16 protein-coding genes are annotated in these 16,803 nt (G+C 40.3%); 5 read left to right on the top strand and 11 right to left on the bottom strand.

Features of this window, described 5'->3' with window-relative positions:
* Positions 1-52 precede the first annotated feature (52 nt).
* A complete protein-coding gene (locus tag CXF95_RS07725; RefSeq protein ID WP_369809296.1) occupies positions 53-517 on the bottom strand; it encodes a carboxymuconolactone decarboxylase family protein in 465 nt (154 codons plus the stop codon).
* Positions 518-673: 156 nt separating this feature from the next.
* On the opposite strand from CXF95_RS07725, the gene CXF95_RS07720 reads away from it, so the two are divergent.
* Together CXF95_RS07720 and CXF95_RS07710 are read left to right on the top strand one after the other, a co-directional pair.
* Positions 674-2,275: an IS1634 family transposase gene (locus CXF95_RS07720; protein ID WP_101197774.1), complete on the top strand. Its 1,602-nt coding sequence runs from the start codon at positions 674-676 to the stop codon at positions 2,273-2,275.
* A gap of 200 nt (positions 2,276-2,475) precedes the next feature.
* The gene (locus CXF95_RS07710; protein WP_101198153.1) at positions 2,476-3,054 is read left to right on the top strand and encodes a TetR/AcrR family transcriptional regulator; all 579 of its coding nucleotides are present in this window, start codon (positions 2,476-2,478) and stop codon (positions 3,052-3,054) included.
* On the opposite strand, the gene CXF95_RS07705 is transcribed toward CXF95_RS07710, so the two are convergent.
* From CXF95_RS07705 to CXF95_RS07695, 4 genes are read right to left on the bottom strand one after another with little or no spacing between them, the layout of a single operon-like run.
* Positions 3,051-3,455 (bottom strand): YkgJ family cysteine cluster protein, encoded by a 405-nt coding sequence (locus tag CXF95_RS07705; protein WP_101198152.1) that lies wholly within the window; start codon positions 3,453-3,455, stop codon positions 3,051-3,053. The genes CXF95_RS07710 and CXF95_RS07705 overlap by 4 nt on opposite strands.
* A 24-nt stretch (positions 3,456-3,479) precedes the next feature.
* A complete protein-coding gene (gene ylqF, locus CXF95_RS07700; protein WP_101198151.1) occupies positions 3,480-4,493 on the bottom strand; it encodes a ribosome biogenesis GTPase YlqF in 1,014 nt (337 codons plus the stop codon).
* A gap of 60 nt (positions 4,494-4,553) precedes the next feature.
* Positions 4,554-4,730, bottom strand: a complete 177-nt coding sequence (locus CXF95_RS29925; protein WP_198556525.1) for a hypothetical protein — start codon at positions 4,728-4,730, stop codon at positions 4,554-4,556.
* Between the two features lie 55 nt (positions 4,731-4,785).
* Positions 4,786-5,967: an FAD-dependent monooxygenase gene (locus CXF95_RS07695; protein WP_101198150.1), complete on the bottom strand. Its 1,182-nt coding sequence runs from the start codon at positions 5,965-5,967 to the stop codon at positions 4,786-4,788.
* A 394-nt stretch (positions 5,968-6,361) separates the two neighbouring features.
* Between CXF95_RS07695 and CXF95_RS07690 the strand changes: the two genes are divergently transcribed.
* Positions 6,362-7,351 carry a 6-phosphofructokinase gene (locus tag CXF95_RS07690; RefSeq protein ID WP_101198149.1) on the top strand — a complete coding sequence of 330 codons (990 nt, stop codon included), beginning with the start codon at positions 6,362-6,364 and terminating at the stop codon, positions 7,349-7,351.
* Here CXF95_RS07690 and CXF95_RS07685 read toward each other — a convergent pair.
* From CXF95_RS07685 to CXF95_RS07670, 4 genes are all read right to left on the bottom strand, one after another.
* Entirely contained in the window at positions 7,346-8,164 is an 819-nt protein-coding gene (locus CXF95_RS07685) for a LytTR family DNA-binding domain-containing protein (RefSeq protein ID WP_232787710.1), read from the bottom strand. The genes CXF95_RS07690 and CXF95_RS07685 overlap by 6 nt on opposite strands.
* The gene (locus tag CXF95_RS07680; RefSeq protein WP_101198148.1) at positions 8,154-9,257 is read right to left on the bottom strand and encodes a sensor histidine kinase; all 1,104 of its coding nucleotides are present in this window, start codon (positions 9,255-9,257) and stop codon (positions 8,154-8,156) included. The genes CXF95_RS07685 and CXF95_RS07680 overlap by 11 nt, the downstream gene beginning before the upstream one ends.
* Positions 9,258-9,375: 118 nt before the next feature.
* Positions 9,376-9,837 (bottom strand): DUF962 domain-containing protein, encoded by a 462-nt coding sequence (locus CXF95_RS07675; RefSeq protein ID WP_101198147.1) that lies wholly within the window; start codon positions 9,835-9,837, stop codon positions 9,376-9,378.
* A 93-nt stretch (positions 9,838-9,930) separates the two neighbouring features.
* On the bottom strand, positions 9,931-10,617 hold the full coding sequence (locus CXF95_RS07670; RefSeq protein ID WP_101198146.1) for a PilZ domain-containing protein: 687 nt from the start codon (positions 10,615-10,617) through the stop codon (positions 9,931-9,933).
* A gap of 154 nt (positions 10,618-10,771) precedes the next feature.
* Between CXF95_RS07670 and CXF95_RS07665 the strand changes: the two genes are divergently transcribed.
* Positions 10,772-12,568, top strand: a complete 1,797-nt coding sequence (locus tag CXF95_RS07665; protein ID WP_101198145.1) for a M61 family metallopeptidase — start codon at positions 10,772-10,774, stop codon at positions 12,566-12,568.
* Between the two features lie 284 nt (positions 12,569-12,852).
* Entirely contained in the window at positions 12,853-13,248 is a 396-nt protein-coding gene (locus tag CXF95_RS07660) for a DUF3718 domain-containing protein (RefSeq protein ID WP_101198144.1), read from the top strand.
* A gap of 381 nt (positions 13,249-13,629) precedes the next feature.
* Here CXF95_RS07660 and rmuC read toward each other — a convergent pair whose 3' ends face one another.
* Together rmuC and CXF95_RS07650 are read right to left on the bottom strand one after the other, a co-directional pair.
* A complete protein-coding gene (gene rmuC, locus CXF95_RS07655; protein ID WP_101198143.1) occupies positions 13,630-15,108 on the bottom strand; it encodes a DNA recombination protein RmuC in 1,479 nt (492 codons plus the stop codon).
* 121 nt (positions 15,109-15,229) lie between these two features.
* Positions 15,230-16,747, bottom strand: a complete 1,518-nt coding sequence (locus CXF95_RS07650; RefSeq protein ID WP_101198142.1) for a fumarate hydratase — start codon at positions 16,745-16,747, stop codon at positions 15,230-15,232.
* Positions 16,748-16,803 lie beyond the last annotated feature (56 nt).

Here is a 16,803-nt window from a genome sequence, read left to right as displayed (position 1 = left end):
AAAAAGGGGCTTTCATAAGCCCCTTTTTATTGAAACACTATTAAAGCTGGTTCTATTTATTCCAAGTAAACTCTTTAAAAGGTTCATCTAAAGGTGTATCGGCCAAGTGATTAGTGAAGTTACTCATTATCTTTTGCGCCAAAACTAGCACTATATCTAATAAGTTTTGTTTGCTAAAACCTGCAGCATAAAATGTATCGATATCACCTTTCTCAATCACACCTCTATTCCTCACCATCAGCAAAGTGGTGTCTCGCAAGGTTTCTAATTTAGTAGATTTAAGGGGTGTTTGATTACGCAAAGCTTCAGTAATTTCTACATCGACGTTCATCATATTCGCGATAGCTGTGTGCGCGGGAACGCAATAATGGCAAGCATGCTCAACATTAATGGTTTGCCATACAACAGTCAGCTCTTCGTTATTAAAAGATGCATTTAGCGCTAATCCATGTAGCGTTTGGTAAGCTTCTAACAAAGCTGGTGACTCAGCCATAACAGCGTGAAGGTTGGGTACCATACCAAAACCTTTTACTGAGTTCTCTAACTGTCATTCCGCACCTAAATTTAGAATTGAATTTGGTTATTAATTGACCACTTGATGTGGGTTTGTTAAAAACACCTTGACGCCGATCCCCAGTTTTGATCTATTACTCTCTTTTGAGAGCTATAAATAATGACTTACCCCTCCTCCAAATCCCTCGATCACCTTGGCCTTGTCGCTGGATTTTGTAAAGATATTCAACTTGCACAATACATTGATGATGCATTAGGTGGCTCTAATGAGCGTAAAGTCAGCTTTGGACAATTATTCGTGGCGATGCTACTCAATGGTTTAGGTTTTACCGGTCGCACTTTGCATATGTACAGTGAATATTTTGAAAGCAAACCGCTTGACCGTTTGCTCGGGGAAGGAATATCTGCCGATGATATTAATGACGATGCGCTTGGGCGATGTTTGGATGCACTTTACGACAAGGGCGTATCCTCTCTTTACCAAGGCATAGGCGAGCGGGTGGTCAATCATCTAGGGTTAGATTGCCAAGCGGTGCATCTCGACTCCACTAGTTTCCATTATGATGGCCAAGCCACACCAGTGGGTGAGTTTGGACACATTCGCATTGCCCAAGGCTATTCACGTGACCATCGCCCTGAGCTCAATCAGGTGATATTAAATCTCATTTGCGAAAACCAGTCGGGTATTCCGGTGTACATGAAGCCCGCCAGTGGCAACAACAATGATATGGAAGGCTTTAAACAGATTGTGAAGGCGCATATTGGTAGTTTAAAAGCGGCTCAAGCCAGCCGCTATTTAGTGGCCGATGCGGCGCTTTATGTCAAAGAAACGATTGAGGAATTAGACGCCCAAGGTCAATTATTTATCACGCGGGTGCCGCAAACACTGAGAGAAGCGAAGGCACTGGTTGCACAAGCCCCCACTTTACTGTTTACCCCTATTTCCCAAGGCTATGAAGGCGTCAGTTATGACAGCGAATATGGCGGTGTTAAACAAACATGGTTACTCATTCGCAGTGAGCAGGCTTACAAGCGTGAGCAACACAACTTAAACAAGCGCATGTTAAAAGCCGGCGAGCAAGCGCGAAAAAGCTTCAAACAGTTAAGCCAACAACGCTTTGCCTGCGTCCAAGATGCACAAAGCGCCATTGTAAAATGGCGAAGTAAACAAACCGTGTGTGATGTCAATGCCCGAGCAATTGAAGTGGCGGTATATGCAAACGCAGGACGACCTAAACGAGGCGAATTACCCACGCGCATTGAATATCAAATCACGGGCGAATTATGCACACCTCTGATATCACGCCAAACCGCTTTACAGCAACTCGGACTGTTCATTATTGCCACCAATGATGTCAGTGATGATTTGGATATGGCCAGTTTACTCAGCAGCTACAAAGCCCAGCAAAATGTTGAAAAAGGCTTTCGTTTCTTAAAAAGTCCCGACTTCCTAACCAGTGCCATTTACCTCAAGAAGCCAGAACGTATTGAAGCCTTACTGATGGTCATGACCAGTTGTTTAATGGTGTACGCCAGTCTAGAGCATCAAATCCGCAAAACACTCAAAGACAAGGCGTGTTACTTCCCCGACCAGAAAAAAAAGCCAAGCCAAACACCCACTGCTCGATGGGTTTTCCAATGCTTCGAAAATATTACAGTTCTGTATCAAGCTGAACACATTCCGCTGGTGATGAACTTAAAAGAACGACAACACATCATCATTAATTGCCTTGGTGATGTATACCGGAGAATTTATTCTTAAAGTGGGTGCGGAAGATCGGCTCTAATAGAGGTTTAGACGCTTCTGAGGCAGTTTCTAAGTTATACAATTCAAAATTACTCATGTTTCTCTCTTTTGTTGATATTACTAAATAAGGTATTTGACGAATATAACTGGACTTGAACGTTTGTTCAAGCTAAATTTGAACAAACGTTCAAGCAACGAGTATAAGGTCTTAAATTTTGAAATACGATCATGCACAGGCATTAAATAAAGCCACTGAGCTTTTTTGGCAAAAAGGTTATCAAGGTACTAAAATGCGTGACTTGCAAGAGCATCTTGATATGCGTCCCGGCAGTATTTATGCAGGGTTCGGCAGTAAAGAGGCGTTATTTTTACAAGTATTAGATTGTTATGTTGAACAGAGCCTAATCAAAATAGATGAATATAACCGCTTGGCGACTCATCCGCTTGAGGCGTTAAAAGACTTTGTGAGTGGTTTTATTTTTGTTGAAGGTAAACTAGAAAACTGTAAGGTTTGTCTGCTGGTTAAAACGGTATCAGAATCAGAAACAAGTCAGCCTAAATTACATGCTCATGCATTGTTGGGGCTACAAAAAATCGAACAAAAATTCACAGACTTATTCAACCAAGCACAGCAACTTAAATTATTAAGCCAAACAGCAAACACTGAACAGTTAGGTAAATGGCTTCAAATGCAAATTATGGGTTTGGTGATCTATTCAAAAAATTGTACACAACAGCAGGATATAACCCTGATGATTGAACATATATTTTCCACCCTCAGGCAACCCTCTTAACTTTCATCAAAAGCTTGACGGCTATCTGCTAACAAGTGATCTAAGTCTTTTTGTGCTTGTTTGGGGTTGCGTAAATCCCCTTCTTGCAACATTTCACATTCATCGTTGATCATTTGTTTAACTGTCACTGGGTAAAAGCGACAGTCTTCAGGGCGATCGTAGTAAATGTCACAGGTGTAGTGGTTTTTTGTTGGCTCTTTTAGGTTTTTAGTTTCTCGTAAAAAAGGGCACAACGATAATTGTTTACCACTTTTCGGTGAAAACCAAATCAAGCCCTTTTTAACATATGCAGCGATATCAGGCTTAAACAACTCCCACATATCGATGTCCTGATCGGATGCAGACAGATCGCCATTACTGTATTTTACACAGCATTTACCACAAGAATTACAATCTTGCATCAGGCGACTCTGTAACCAACATCGCTATTTCCTACGACTTGATTGTTTTTTCATCCGAGCCGACTGCTCTGCCCTATCGTTCTGGCGTTTTTCTTTACGGTCTTTTTTATCAGGCGTCAGTGAGCCTGTTTTAAAACGCTCTTTACGATCGACTTTAGCAGCGGCTTTTTTAGCTGCCACTTCCGCCATTTCTATCACTTCTTGTTCAATCATCTGAGGTGTTTCGAGGCTAATACGCCCCAATTTTCCAGAGCGTAATTCGTTAATTAAGACTTCGCATATTTTATGCAGGTTAACTCGTCCCCCCGTCATTAATGCGCCACGGCGAGCGGCTGCGAGCTCTAGAAACTCAACTTCGGTATCAGGTATATTTTCTAACTCAAAACGTGCTTTGAGTAATTCTGGGTAGGCCTTAATCAAATAATCTGCGGCAAAAAAACCCACATCGTCATATTCCATAGCGGTATCTTTGATTGCACCTGTGGAGGCTAACCGATAACCACTATTTGGATTCTCTAATTTTGGCCATAATATTCCTGGTGTATCAAACAAGGTAATACCGTTACCTATATTAATGCGTTGTTGGGTTTTAGTGACTGCCGCTTCGTTACCTGTTTTAGCAATCACCCGATCCGCTAGAATATTAATAAGGGTCGATTTACCTACATTAGGAATGCCTACTATCATAGTGTGGATAGCTTTTACGCTGGCCTCTTTTTCAGGTAACATTTTCCGGCATAGCTCCAAGATTTGTTTCATCTTGGCCGGCTCTTCAGTCGTTGAGGTAAACGTTTTAACTGATCTTTCGCGCTCCAAAAACGCCTGCCATGCGGCGGTAACATCTGGATCAGCGAGGTCAGTCTTACTCAACACTTTTATACAGGGCTTATCACCTCGTAGCTGAGCAATCATAGGATTTTCGCTGGAATAAGGGATACGTGCGTCTAGCACTTCAATCAATATATCAACTTGCGGCAATGCGTCTTTTATTTCTTTTTGAGCTTTGTGCATATGCCCGGGATACCAATGAACTGCCATTTAATCTGCCTATTTAATTAATCTAAAAATACGGTGAGAAATATTCTGCGGGTAAAGACTTTAGTTAACGTAATGCATCACCAATTGGATGATCACCATAATAACTACCAAAGGTAATATCCAGCGACCCAACTTACCCATTTGTTCGTTCGACATTCTGAACTTGGAACGCTCAATCAATGGAACAATGATAACTAAAGCAATAAATAACACGCCTAAAATAATTAATACTGTCATCTGTTACCTACTCTTTTATTGAGGCCTGTGAGATTTTCACATACATACTTAATTTTTATGCCAAACCCATGGCATATTTCATTGCATTATTTTTTATTGGGCCCGAGTGATTTGCCAACTTCAAACCTAGATTACGCAATATTTTAAGTGGCATATTACTGTTACTAAATGTGGAATATAGCAAGTCCATGGCACTCATCATCACTAGGTTATCTCGACGACGAGCGACTTCGTATTTTTTTAGCCAATGACAGTAATGCTTGGGTTGCAAAACCGTTGTGCGATCGTGTGTTGCAAGCTCTTCATTGAGCACGCTAAGTAAGGCGGCAACGTCTTTAAAACCTAAGTTAACCCCCTGACCAGCTAACGGGTTAATGGTATGAGCTGCATCACCAATTAGCACTGTATTGCCCTTAAAGTATTGATTAGCATGCATCCGGGTCAACGGGAAACCCGCCACATCAAGCACTTCAAAATCCACCAAGTCGGCAGGAAAATGCTGCAAAACATGTTGTTTTAGCTTTATTTTAGACAAACTTTTCAAATAGTTAATATCTGCAGCGCTGTGATACCAAACAAGCGACGCAAATCCATCATACAAAGGTAAAAATGCAATCGGTCCATTAGGTGTAAATTGTTGCCATGTGATGTCCTGTTGCACATCATAGGTTTTAATTTGAATGCCTAATGCCTGTTGTGAATATTGCCAACCTTGCACACCTATTTTGGCAGCATCACGCACCAATGAGTGACCGCCATCAGCACCAATCAGGATTTTCGCTTGAATAATTTGGCCATCTTCTAATGTCACTTCAGAAACATCTACAGATGTGATTTTGGTGATTTTCAGATTTTGATAAAACATTAGGTTTTGGTCAGCGTCAATTCCGGCATGTAAGCCCAATTGAACAAGTCGATTTTCAATAATATGACCAAGATGAGGCTGCTCAATAGCCTGACAATCAAAGTCTGTGCGACAAGAGGGTTTATCCCATACTGACAAACGTTTATATGGGCATAGCCGCATATTTTTAATATGTGCCCAAGCACCTAAATCTTGCAACAAGGCTTCTGAGGTTAAGCTGATGGCTGAGACTCGCATATCTGGTGGCTGTTTAGATTCAAAAGGCACAGGCATTACAGGCTCAATTATCGCCACCTTAAAGCCAAGCTTTGCCAATCCCAGAGCCATAGCCGAACCGACCATTCCCCCTCCCACCACACAAAAATCAAACACGTTATTTTTCCTTTTTGATGTACCTCGCTACTTTAACAAAAAAAACCGAGGATTTACGCTAAAACATATAAAACCAATCTACGCAGATGACAACAAAACGGTATAGGGTGATAGTGACAGCATCCATGGCTTCCAAACTCAGCATTTAAAAACCGATAATATGCCCCACAAAATAACAGTTGTTAATGATAGAAAAAAGCCATACCAGTGCATTCTTGCTTCTATGTTTGCTAGCTTCATCACTTCCCTAAATAAGTTTTCACTCACTTACTTTCAACATCAGTCTCAGGTGTGACTAACTGGCTAATTTTTATACAAAAATTCTTGTTTACAGCGACTTTGCATTCTACCCTAGGGTAAAGCTATTTATACAGTTCACATAGAAGAGAAAGTTATGAAAAAAATCGCTGTTTTAACATCTGGTGGTGATGCCCCTGGTATGAATGCTTGTATTCGTTCAGTTGTACTCACAGCCGAACATTATGAACTTGAAGTGATCGGTTATAAACATGGTTATAACGGCCTAATAGACCAAGAGTTTAAACTACTCGCCCCTGCCAATGTGACTAATATCATTCAGCGAGGCGGCACTATATTAAAAAGTGGTCGCTGTGAGGATTTTCATACTGAGGAAAGTGGTCGAGCCGCAGCCAATAACCTACAGGCTTTAAATGTAGATGCATTGTTAGTGATTGGCGGTAACGGTTCTTTTCGTGGTGCTCATCATTTATGTAAATACTACAAAGGGCAAGTTATTGGCTTACCTGGCACCATAGACAATGACATAAGCGGTACAGATGCCACTATTGGATATTATACTGCAATAGAAACCGCACTCGATTCCATAGATAAAGTGCGAGATACCGCAGATGCTTTTGAGCGTATATTTTTAATTGAAGTGATGGGCAGACATGCAGGATTTATTGCCTTGAATGCCGCAGTAGCATCTGCTGCAGATAGAGTGATAGTCCCAGAAGCTTGCAATGATATTGATTTAGAAGTGGATAACATTATTGAGCATCTGCATGCAGTGTATAGACAACGAGGTATTAGCAGTTACATAGTTGTGACGAGTGAAAACCTATTACCCGGTGGGGTTATCACGCTGGCGAAAATGATCACTGATAAGACTCAAATTGAATGTCGCCCCGTTATCTTAGGACACGTACAAAGAGGGGGTTCACCCGTTAGCCAAGACAGGATTTTAGCGACTAAGTTGGGCGCTTACGGGATTGAGCAAGCCTTGGCAGGTCAAAACGATGTCATGGTGGGTGAACACAATAATCAATTAGTCACGCTGCCTCTTGAAATAAGTTGGCAACAAAAAAAGCCTCTAGATGAATATTTGTTGAAGATCCAACAACAATTGTTTTGTTTATTATAATTTAATCATCTCTTTAACACGATCTCGATGACTACGACTGACTTTGAGTTCAGTGCCATTATTTAATATTAAGTGGTATTCGCCACTAATATGACTGACCATTTTTTGCACAAACATAATGTTAACCATAGCCGAACGATGGGCACGAACGAATTTTTTGGGATCAAGATCCTTTTCTAGCTCTTTCATAGTTCGGCGCATAATATGGGTCTGATCCGTTGCGTGCACACACATATAATCACCAGCGGCATCAATCCATTGAATATCATTGACTGCCACACGGGTCACTTCGGAACCATCTTTTATTGCTAAAATGTCAGGATAAGGGTTAGCAGTAATGGTTTCACCGCTGGCTAATTTTCGTAAAATATCTTCACAATCGTCACCGGTAAAATCAGCCACTAATCTGGTCAGTTTTTGATTATTACCATCCTGTTGTTTACGCTCTAGTGTCAATTGAACTTTATCAACAGCGTCTCTGAGACGCCTTTCATCCACTGGTTTTAGGACATAATCTAAAGCATGTACGTCAAAAGCTTTGATGGCATAGGAGTCAAAAGCAGTCACAAATACAATTAAAGGGATGGGTTGTTTTAGTTCTTGTAGTTTATTGATAACTTGAAAACCATTCAGCCCGGGCATTTGAATATCTAAAAAAACCAAGTCAGGACGCACTTGGGGAATAAGTGTTACAGCCTCTAAACCATTTTTACACTCACCCACTATGTCAATATTGTCAAACTCAGCCAATCGTAAGGACAATCCTTTACGGGCGAGTGGCTCGTCGTCAACTATGACAGTGCTAATTTTCAATTTTTTTGTCACTTGAGTTCTCGCTTATTTCGTATGGAATACGGATGTTCACTTTTATACCCGTTGGATAATTATGGGATATCACAAAAGAATGTTTATTGAGATATAAAGCTTCTAATCGTTCCTGAATATTATGTAACCCTACCCCTCCATTTTTGCTGACAGGTAATTGCCCGTTTTTAATCTCAGCACCAGGACCATTATCACTTACGTTTAGCATCAAAACACGACCAAAAGTTTTAGCTGTAATGCTGATACATCCACCGCTTTCTAGTTTGGAAATAGCGAACTTTATGGAGTTTTCTATAATAGGCTGTAAAATCAAACTTGGCACCAGGGCACTTTTAGTCTTTTCTTCTATGTCCCAAACTACCGATAGGCGATCTTCAAATCTCACCTCTTCAATTTCCAAATACAGTTCTAGTGCTTGAATTTCTTGAATAAGCGGGACACGGCGAATGGGATCTTTATCAAGTGAGTAACGTAAAAAGTCACTTAAACGACTGACCATAGCTTCAGCTGTTTTGTTCTCTTTCATAAGAATAAGTGTTGAAATAGCATTCAGGGTATTAAAAAGAAAGTGTGGGTTTAACTGATATCTAAGCATTTTAATGTGTGCTTGATGGGCCATAGAAGACGCTTTCAGCACATTTTGTTTTTCTCTGAGTAACATCTGATAGTTTTTGACGCCAAAATAAGCGCCAGTCCAACATCCAATCATGATTAAAGAATTGATGGTGTCTTTAAAATACCAATACCATTCTTCTGGCCGGTAGCCTTTTTTATAGATTTCCCAGTTATTGACATTTTTAACTAAAGTCCAAATCAACGCAGTAAAATACAAACTGGCCCCCACCAGAATGAGCATTTTGAGAGGTGTTAAAGTTAATGCCTTGCGATATATATATCGAAGTGGGATCGTCAGTAACCATCCTGCATAGGCATTAAGTACTATGACAAATAGCCATATACTGCGCATGTCTTGTAGAAATGAGCCGATATAATAAATGATAGCAAAACCACACCAACCTGCTGTATGCAAGGTCCAAAACAAGCGTTCTCGACTATCGACTAGTTTTTCCCACTTAGGCACATGTATTCCTGAATAATAGACAGAAAGTAATTATACAAAAAACAGACCAAGAAAACGTTCACTTGGTCTTAGATTAGCGGTGTTTGATCGCACCTGATTGTAGAATTAATCAGTGTGGTTAATAATTGATGTTTAAACGTTTTAACCAATGCACCCACCACCAAGCAGGTCCCACCAATAAAAATTGTAAATCCTTTAGAAAACTAGGTTTTTTACCTTCAATATTGTGTCCAATAAATTGCAAAATCCACATCACTACAAACAAAGTGAGACTGAACTGCCAAACAGAAATACCTAGGGACTCCAGCAGAACAATTCCATATAAAGACAATACGGATAACAGCGTCATAGCCGCGCCTATTGGCCCAGACAAACGAAAGTAATAATATAAAGTGGGGATAACCAGAATATGCGCCCAGGTGATAGCAAAATAATCCAGAAAAGCAGGAGTGGGAATAGACCATACAAGCGCTAGCGTGACAAAATATATTGCCGGTACTGCTATTGCATGGATAAGAATATTGGTTTTGTTTTTATGACTTTCGCCATACTCATTTAACAGAAATTCTATTTGACGCATGTAAATCTCGCTGACATATTATTAACGCTAATTTAACAACTCAATTGACTTGCATCAATTAAAACCTGTCAAGTTAACGATTATATTTACAATTTAACCAGTCACCAACATTAGATCTTGCAATAACTGCTTAACTTCTGATTTAGGTGTTTCAAACTTGACGCCGTAATATAGACTAACTTCATCGGAGTTACTGTTCATAATAGTGCCAATCAGGAATATTTCCTTGTCTTTGGATCCCGCGAAATACATTTTCACAACTTGTTTAATCTTTGGCTTAGTGTTGCTGCCACCTTTATCAATACTCATTCGACAACCATTTACTGATATATCCAATACCATAGAGTTGCATATCGCTAAATCACTTTGTGCATCAAACATACTGGTAGCAATCCGAGTTTTTGATCTGGGCTCGGCACGTAAATCATGACTTTGAATAATCAGCGGAAAACTAGTAAAAATCAAATGACTGGGTTTAGTGGTAACTAATATGACTTTAACTTTGAAGGCAATGATTTCACCGGTATCGTCCTCAAGGATATATCTAGCGATCATCGTTTTGTCTTTAAAAATCCCATCACCCAGTGATCCCCACTTACCTTCATCTGGGAATCTGAAAATCATACAACGGGTACCATCCATACCTACGAACTCGGTTCTCACCCTTTTGGTCGTAGTGGTCGTAGACAATTGTAAATCAATAGGTCTGCCGGGCCGCATAGATCGGAGCTTTCTTAAATCTTCATTCGTCAGTCCAACTTTTTCCTGCAAGATTGCCATTTAATTAATAATCCTTGAAGACCTTTGTTGTTATCATTGGCTTTACACCTTCTAAGTTAATATTAAATAAAGTTCATAGAAACAACAACATATTACGGTATTTACAAGAACAGAGCATTAAAATCGTTACATTTCCATCAAACAGAGAAACATTATGCATACCCATCCCTCACCCATTCATTACCATATTAACGTTTCATCTATCGCGGGACATACATTTGATGTCAGCTTACGCATTGAAAATCCTGCTAGAAATGGGCAGGTCCTGACCTTGCCAGCCTGGATACCAGGTAGTTATATGATCCGTGATTTTGCCAAAAACATTGTCAAAATTAGTGCTCAGGATGATACGGGAACAGATATAAACATCCAAAAGCTCGACAAACAGACCTGGCAAGTACAAGCAGTTAACACAACACTGACCATTAAGTACCAAATTTATGCTTTCGACCTATCAGTTAGAAGCGCCTATATCAATGATGAAATAGCGTTTTTAAATGGCACCAATATGTTTTTGGCGGTTGTTGGGCAAACAGATCAACCTTGCGGGTTAACGTTGCAAAAACCTTTACAACCAGAATTATCCCACTGGAAGGTTGCCACAACTATGCCAACTGAAATGCAAGATACACATGCATTTGGGGAATATTGGGCAGCTCACTACGAAGAGTTGATTGATCATCCAGTACTAATGGGTGAATTTGATATTTTGCCATTTTCTGCCGCTGGTGTGGAGTTTGAACTAATACTCGCAGGAGGACATCAAGCAGATGTGAAACGCATAACAACAGATTTAACCAAGGTATGTCAGCACCATATTGCATTCTTTGCCGATACACCGCCGATTAAGCGTTATCAATTTATCACGCTGCTAACAGATAATGCTTTTGGTGGACTAGAACATATCAGCTCCACCGCGTTAATGTACAGTAGGAATGATCTGCCCAGCTTATCTGATGCAGCACAAATGACAGATGGCTATCGAGTATTTCTAAGTTTGTGTAGCCATGAGTTTTTTCATACTTGGCATGTAAAGAGGATCAAACCTCAAGAGTTGTTTGGTGCAGCATTAGACACAGAGCGATACACAGAACAATTATGGATTTATGAGGGTTTTACTAGCTACTACGACGATTTTAGTCTTTTTAGATGTGGTCTTAGTACCCAAACTGAATATCTAAAAGTAGTCGCCCAAAACCTCACTCGGTTACTACGTAATAAAGGGCGCTTTAAACAAACCATTACCGAGTCTAGTTTTGATGCTTGGACCAAGTTTTATAAACAAGATGAAAGTGCCGTGAATAATATCGTCAGTTATTATAACAAAGGCGCTGTTTTGGCTATGTGTTTGGACTTACTGATAAAAAACAAAAGTGACGGAAATTTTAGTTTAGACGATGTGATGCGGCATTTGTGGAGCCAACACGGAAAGCTCGCCATCCCAACGCCAGTAGACGTTGTCCAAAATATTCTCAAAACACAGCTGAATATAGACTTAAATAATTTTTTCCAATCTGCATTATATTCCACTGAAGAGTTACCGTTCAACGAGTTGTTAGAGAAATTTGGCGTACAATGCCATTTTTCACCAAGAGAAAACCTTGATGACAAGGGAGGTGTAAAAACAACCACCCCGATTAAAGTCGAATTTGGTGCACAAATAAAAGCACAAGAAATAGGCGTACAAATCATGCAAGTGACGGAGCAAACTGCCGCTTACGAGTCCGGGATTCAAGTAGGTGATGTGTTGATAGCCATTGATAGATGGGAGATAAATAAAGAAAACTTAGTGACACAGGTCAACTGTTTAACTATCGGCCAAACTGCCCAACTAAGCGTATTACGGGATAAAAAACTCAAACAACTGACTTTCAACGTCAGTGCTGCACCCTGCGACACCATAGCCCTAGAGATCATTGATCAAGCACTATGTGACAGTTGGTTGAGTTAATGTGAATTTGCGTTTAGGGCATACCGCGTTCTAAAAATCAACGCGACCAAAAACAACAGGTTAGAATATGACAATTGATTAACTAGCCCATCTAGTAAATCAATTGCTTTAAAATCTGAAATTATCGAGATTTTAAAAACTCTTTTAATGAATCTAACAAAGTTATCACACCTCATACCTAAGTATCACCTTGCAGATTTTTGAATCAATTCAAATGGTCTTTAATAGCTACATCAAAACGCAGCAACGGCTGCAAATAAACTAAAACACCGAGGAACTTAACCATGTTGAAAATAGTTAAAACTTCTATCGCAATCGCTTCTATCTCTTTATTTACTGCGGGCAACGCACAAGCTGACATAAACGAAGCATTACAAAACATCTGCACTATCGTTAAAGCTGATGACAAAGGCGAATTACGTAAAAAAATGAAACGTGTTCAGTCTGACTTTAGAATGAAGCTTAAAGATTACTACACAGGGGTTTCTTGTGGTGGTAACAGCCTTATTCGCACAGCTATGCTTAATGACTCGGTGGAAACAGGTACCTTGATGATTAAAAAAATGCCTAGAGGTGACTTAAGCTCACCAGAGTCGGACGGAAAAACAGTATTAATTTGGGCTTCTGAAAATGGTTTAGATGCATTACCTATAGTAGCTGAACTGAACAACAGGATTTAAGTTTCGAGTTTCGTAAAGAATTGTTCGCGAACGAACTAAACGTTCAACATGGTAGGTAAGTAGCATTCTCTTTAAACAGAAAGCGACTTACCCTAGGAAAACGGCCTCTTTTGAGGCCGTTTTTTTGCGTAAAGATAAATGAAATATAATCGACAGAGCATTCCGGTTACAGCTCACTGAGAAGATAAACTTAATACACAAACACTTATAATATTGAACAGAATATTCCTCTGTGCAGCGAAGCGCTCCTCTTCCTCTGTGATTAAACGCTTTTAAAGTTGAAATACTAATAATCTAAGATATTTTTGAACCACAGAGCGCTGCGGTTTACAGCGATAATCTTTTATCTTTCTCTGAGACTCAACGCTATAAAGCTCGCTGCTATTCTTGCTCATCCTCAACTTCGGCACTATCTAGTAAGTTTTTATCCATATTTTTATTGCTCTGAACACCCAATTTACGGAACTGTTCTACCTGTCTTACAAGGTTGCCTTTACCTGTAGACAGTTTATTCATAGCGCCTTCAAAACTTTTCTGGCTTGATTCAATGGCTTTACCCACTTTATCCATATCCACCATAAATCCATGGAACTTGTCGTATAACTTAGCTGCATTATCGGCAATTTTTTGTGCGTTTTGATTCTGATATTCGTATTGCCAAATATTGTTGATAGTACGCAATGCCACCAGCAAGTTTGTTGGGCTGACCAGCATGATATTGTTATCAAAAGCCAGTTTCATTAACTCAGGGGCTTGATCTGCTCCAAGTAAAAACGCCGATTCAATGGGGATAAACATCAGCACATAATCTAAGGTACGAATGCCTTTTAAGTCATGATAGTCTTTTTTACCGAGTTCTTTTATATGGTTGCGCAACGAGTTGACGTGTTCTTTTAAATGCACAACTCGCGCTAATTCATCATCATGCTCATTAAAATAACGCTCGTAGGCAGCAAGGGATACTTTGGAGTCAATCACCACATCTTTATCATTCGGCAAATGTACCACCACATCTGGCTGGTAACTTTTCCCTTGTTCATTTTTTAGGGCAACTTGGGTATCAAACTCGTGACCTTCCCGCAGTCCCGATTCTTTTAACACTCTTTCTAAAACCACCTCGCCCCAGTTACCTTGGACTTTGTTATCCCCTTTTAAAGCTTTGGTTAACGCAGCGGCATCGTGAGTAATTTGCTGGTTAAGCTCTTTTAAACCCAAAATTTCAGTTTTAAGGGATGCTCGCTCCTGCCCTTCTTTAACATATTGATCTGTAACTTGTTTTTTAAAGCCTTCAATCTGCTCTTTTAAAGGTGTCAAAATAGAAGCCAAGCCAGCCTTACTGGATTGGCTAAACTTTTCTTGTTTCTGTTCAAATATTTTATTGGCAATATTTTCGAATTGTTCTTGTAAACGTTTTTCGGCAGCTTCTAACAACTGCAATTTATCCTGACTAGCAATTTGTTCTTGTTCAAAGCGCGCCGCTTGCGACTCTAATTGGGTGCGTAATTCACTAGCCTGTCTATTACTTTGTTGATGTTGTTGCTGCCAGTAGTTTTTTTCTGTTTCTAGCTCTGCAATCCTTTCTACTCGTTGCGTCAATTGCCCCAATTTATTCTGCGTAAGCATTTGCTGTTGCTGAGCAGTTTTTTGCTCAGATATGGATGCTTTTATCAGCAAATCTTGTTGTGCAAGTTGGTCCCTTAGTTGTGTTTCTTGTTGAGTTGCAAATAAACTATTCTGTTGAATCGTTTGCTGCGCACTTTTAGTGACTTTAAAACTGATAATAAAAGCGCCAATCAAGCATCCAAATAAAAATAGACCAGCAAAGATGGATAGTAAAATAGGGTCGTTAAATTGACTCATAGAAATGTGTTTTACTCTTGTTGTAATATTTACCAAAAACAAAGGCGGTAAATCACAACACTGTAATTTACCGCCGTGTTCAGGGCCTAACTAAAACGACTTATTTTTAACTAGAAAAAGATTACTTTTCCATTTCAGCTATTTTTATTTTCCAAATAGCGGGGCCTGTTTCATGGGCATTAGCGCCTGTGCTATCTACCGCAACAGTGACTGGCATATCCACTACATCAAATTCGTAGATAGCTTCCATGCCTAAATCTTCAAAAGCGACTACTCGCGCCTTTTTAATCGCTTTAGACACTAAATAGGCAGCACCACCCACAGCCATTAAGTACACAGACTTGTGTTTGGCAATACTTGCCACCGTAGCAGGACCACGTTCAGCTTTGCCAATCATGCCACTGATGCCGGTTTGCTCTAACATCATGTCGGTAAATTTATCCATACGAGTCGCCGTTGTGGGCCCTGCCGGACCTACCGCTTCGTCACGAACCGCGTCTACTGGTCCAACGTAATAAATAAACTTATTATCGAAGTTCACGCCTTTAGGTAAACCTTCGCCATTGGCTAACATGGTTTGAATACGTTTGTGAGCAGCATCACGTCCCGTTAACATTTTACCTGACAATAAAACCGTTTCACCGACTTTCCAGTCTTGTATATCTTCTTTAGTCACAGTGTTTAAATCAACACGGCGCGTGCCCTCGCCTACTTCCCAAGTCACTTTTGGCCAGTCTTCTAACCTAGGTGGCGTAAATTCAGCAGGGCCAGAACCATCTAAACGAAAATGTGCATGGCGGGTTGCCGCACAATTAGGGATCATCGCCACAGGTTTTGATGCAGCGTGAGTGGGACATGACATGATCTTAATATCCACTACTGTGGTTAACCCACCCAGCCCTTGGGCACCAATACCTAAGGCGTTAACCTTTTTGAATATATCTAAACGTAATTTTTCTTCGGTTGTCTCGGCGCCTCTATCCATTAATTCTTGAATATCCACAGGATCCATTAAGCTTTCTTTCGCCATAACCGCTGCTTTTTCAGCCGTGCCGCCAATGCCTATTCCCAACATGCCAGGCGGACACCAACCTGCGCCCATAGTAGGCAATGTTTTAACTACCCAGTCGGCAATATCATCACTTGGGTTAAGCATGACCATTTTAGATTTATTTTCAGAGCCGCCACCTTTGGCTGCAATCATAATTTCAATTTCACCGCCGGGCACAGTATCAATATGCACAACAGCGGGTGTATTGTCTTTCGTATTGCTCCGTTTACCTGCAGGATCGGCGACAATCGATGCACGCAATGGATTATCTGGATTTAAATAAGCACGGCGAGTACCTTCATCAACCATTTGTTGCACGGTCAAATCTGTTTTATCCCATTGCACACCCATACCGATTTTCACAAAACAGGTCACTATGCCGGTGTCTTGACACAAAGGGCGTTTACCCTCGGCTGACATGCGCGAGTTAATGAGTATTTGCGCCATGGCATCTTTTGCCGCCTGACTTTTTTCTTTGTTGTAAGCCTTTTCAACCGCTTTGATGTAATCAAGGGGATGATAATAAGAAATATACTGTAAAGACTCTTCAATACTGTCGATAAAATCTTGCTGACGGATAACAGCCATAGATGCCTCTTAAATTGTCTGGGTTAAATTTTCACTAATTGATATGATAACCTGAT

It is taken from the genome of Paraglaciecola sp. MB-3u-78, from assembly GCF_002835935.1.
Classification (GTDB): Bacteria; Pseudomonadota; Gammaproteobacteria; order Enterobacterales; family Alteromonadaceae; genus Paraglaciecola.
The sequence above is the reverse complement of the archived record's forward strand: the minus strand, read 5'-3'. Positions and strand labels throughout refer to the sequence as shown.

Coding starts and splice junctions, on each gene's coding strand:
- ylqF (WP_101198151.1), bottom strand. CDS start 4,493: ATGGCAGTTCATTGGTATCCCGGGCATATGCACAAAGCTCAAAAAGAA.
- CXF95_RS07725 (WP_369809296.1), bottom strand. CDS start 517: ATGGTACCCAACCTTCACGCTGTTATGGCTGAGTCACCAGCTTTGTTA.
- CXF95_RS29925 (WP_198556525.1), bottom strand. CDS start 4,730: ATGACAGTATTAATTATTTTAGGCGTGTTATTTATTGCTTTAGTTATC.
- CXF95_RS07650 (WP_101198142.1), bottom strand. CDS start 16,747: ATGGCTGTTATCCGTCAGCAAGATTTTATCGACAGTATTGAAGAGTCT.
- CXF95_RS07720 (WP_101197774.1), top strand. CDS start 674: ATGACTTACCCCTCCTCCAAATCCCTCGATCACCTTGGCCTTGTCGCT.
- CXF95_RS07670 (WP_101198146.1), bottom strand. CDS start 10,617: ATGGCAATCTTGCAGGAAAAAGTTGGACTGACGAATGAAGATTTAAGA.
- CXF95_RS07665 (WP_101198145.1), top strand. CDS start 10,772: ATGCATACCCATCCCTCACCCATTCATTACCATATTAACGTTTCATCT.
- CXF95_RS07675 (WP_101198147.1), bottom strand. CDS start 9,837: ATGCGTCAAATAGAATTTCTGTTAAATGAGTATGGCGAAAGTCATAAA.
- CXF95_RS07690 (WP_101198149.1), top strand. CDS start 6,362: ATGAAAAAAATCGCTGTTTTAACATCTGGTGGTGATGCCCCTGGTATG.
- rmuC (WP_101198143.1), bottom strand. CDS start 15,108: ATGAGTCAATTTAACGACCCTATTTTACTATCCATCTTTGCTGGTCTA.
- CXF95_RS07660 (WP_101198144.1), top strand. CDS start 12,853: ATGTTGAAAATAGTTAAAACTTCTATCGCAATCGCTTCTATCTCTTTA.
- CXF95_RS07705 (WP_101198152.1), bottom strand. CDS start 3,455: ATGCAAGATTGTAATTCTTGTGGTAAATGCTGTGTAAAATACAGTAAT.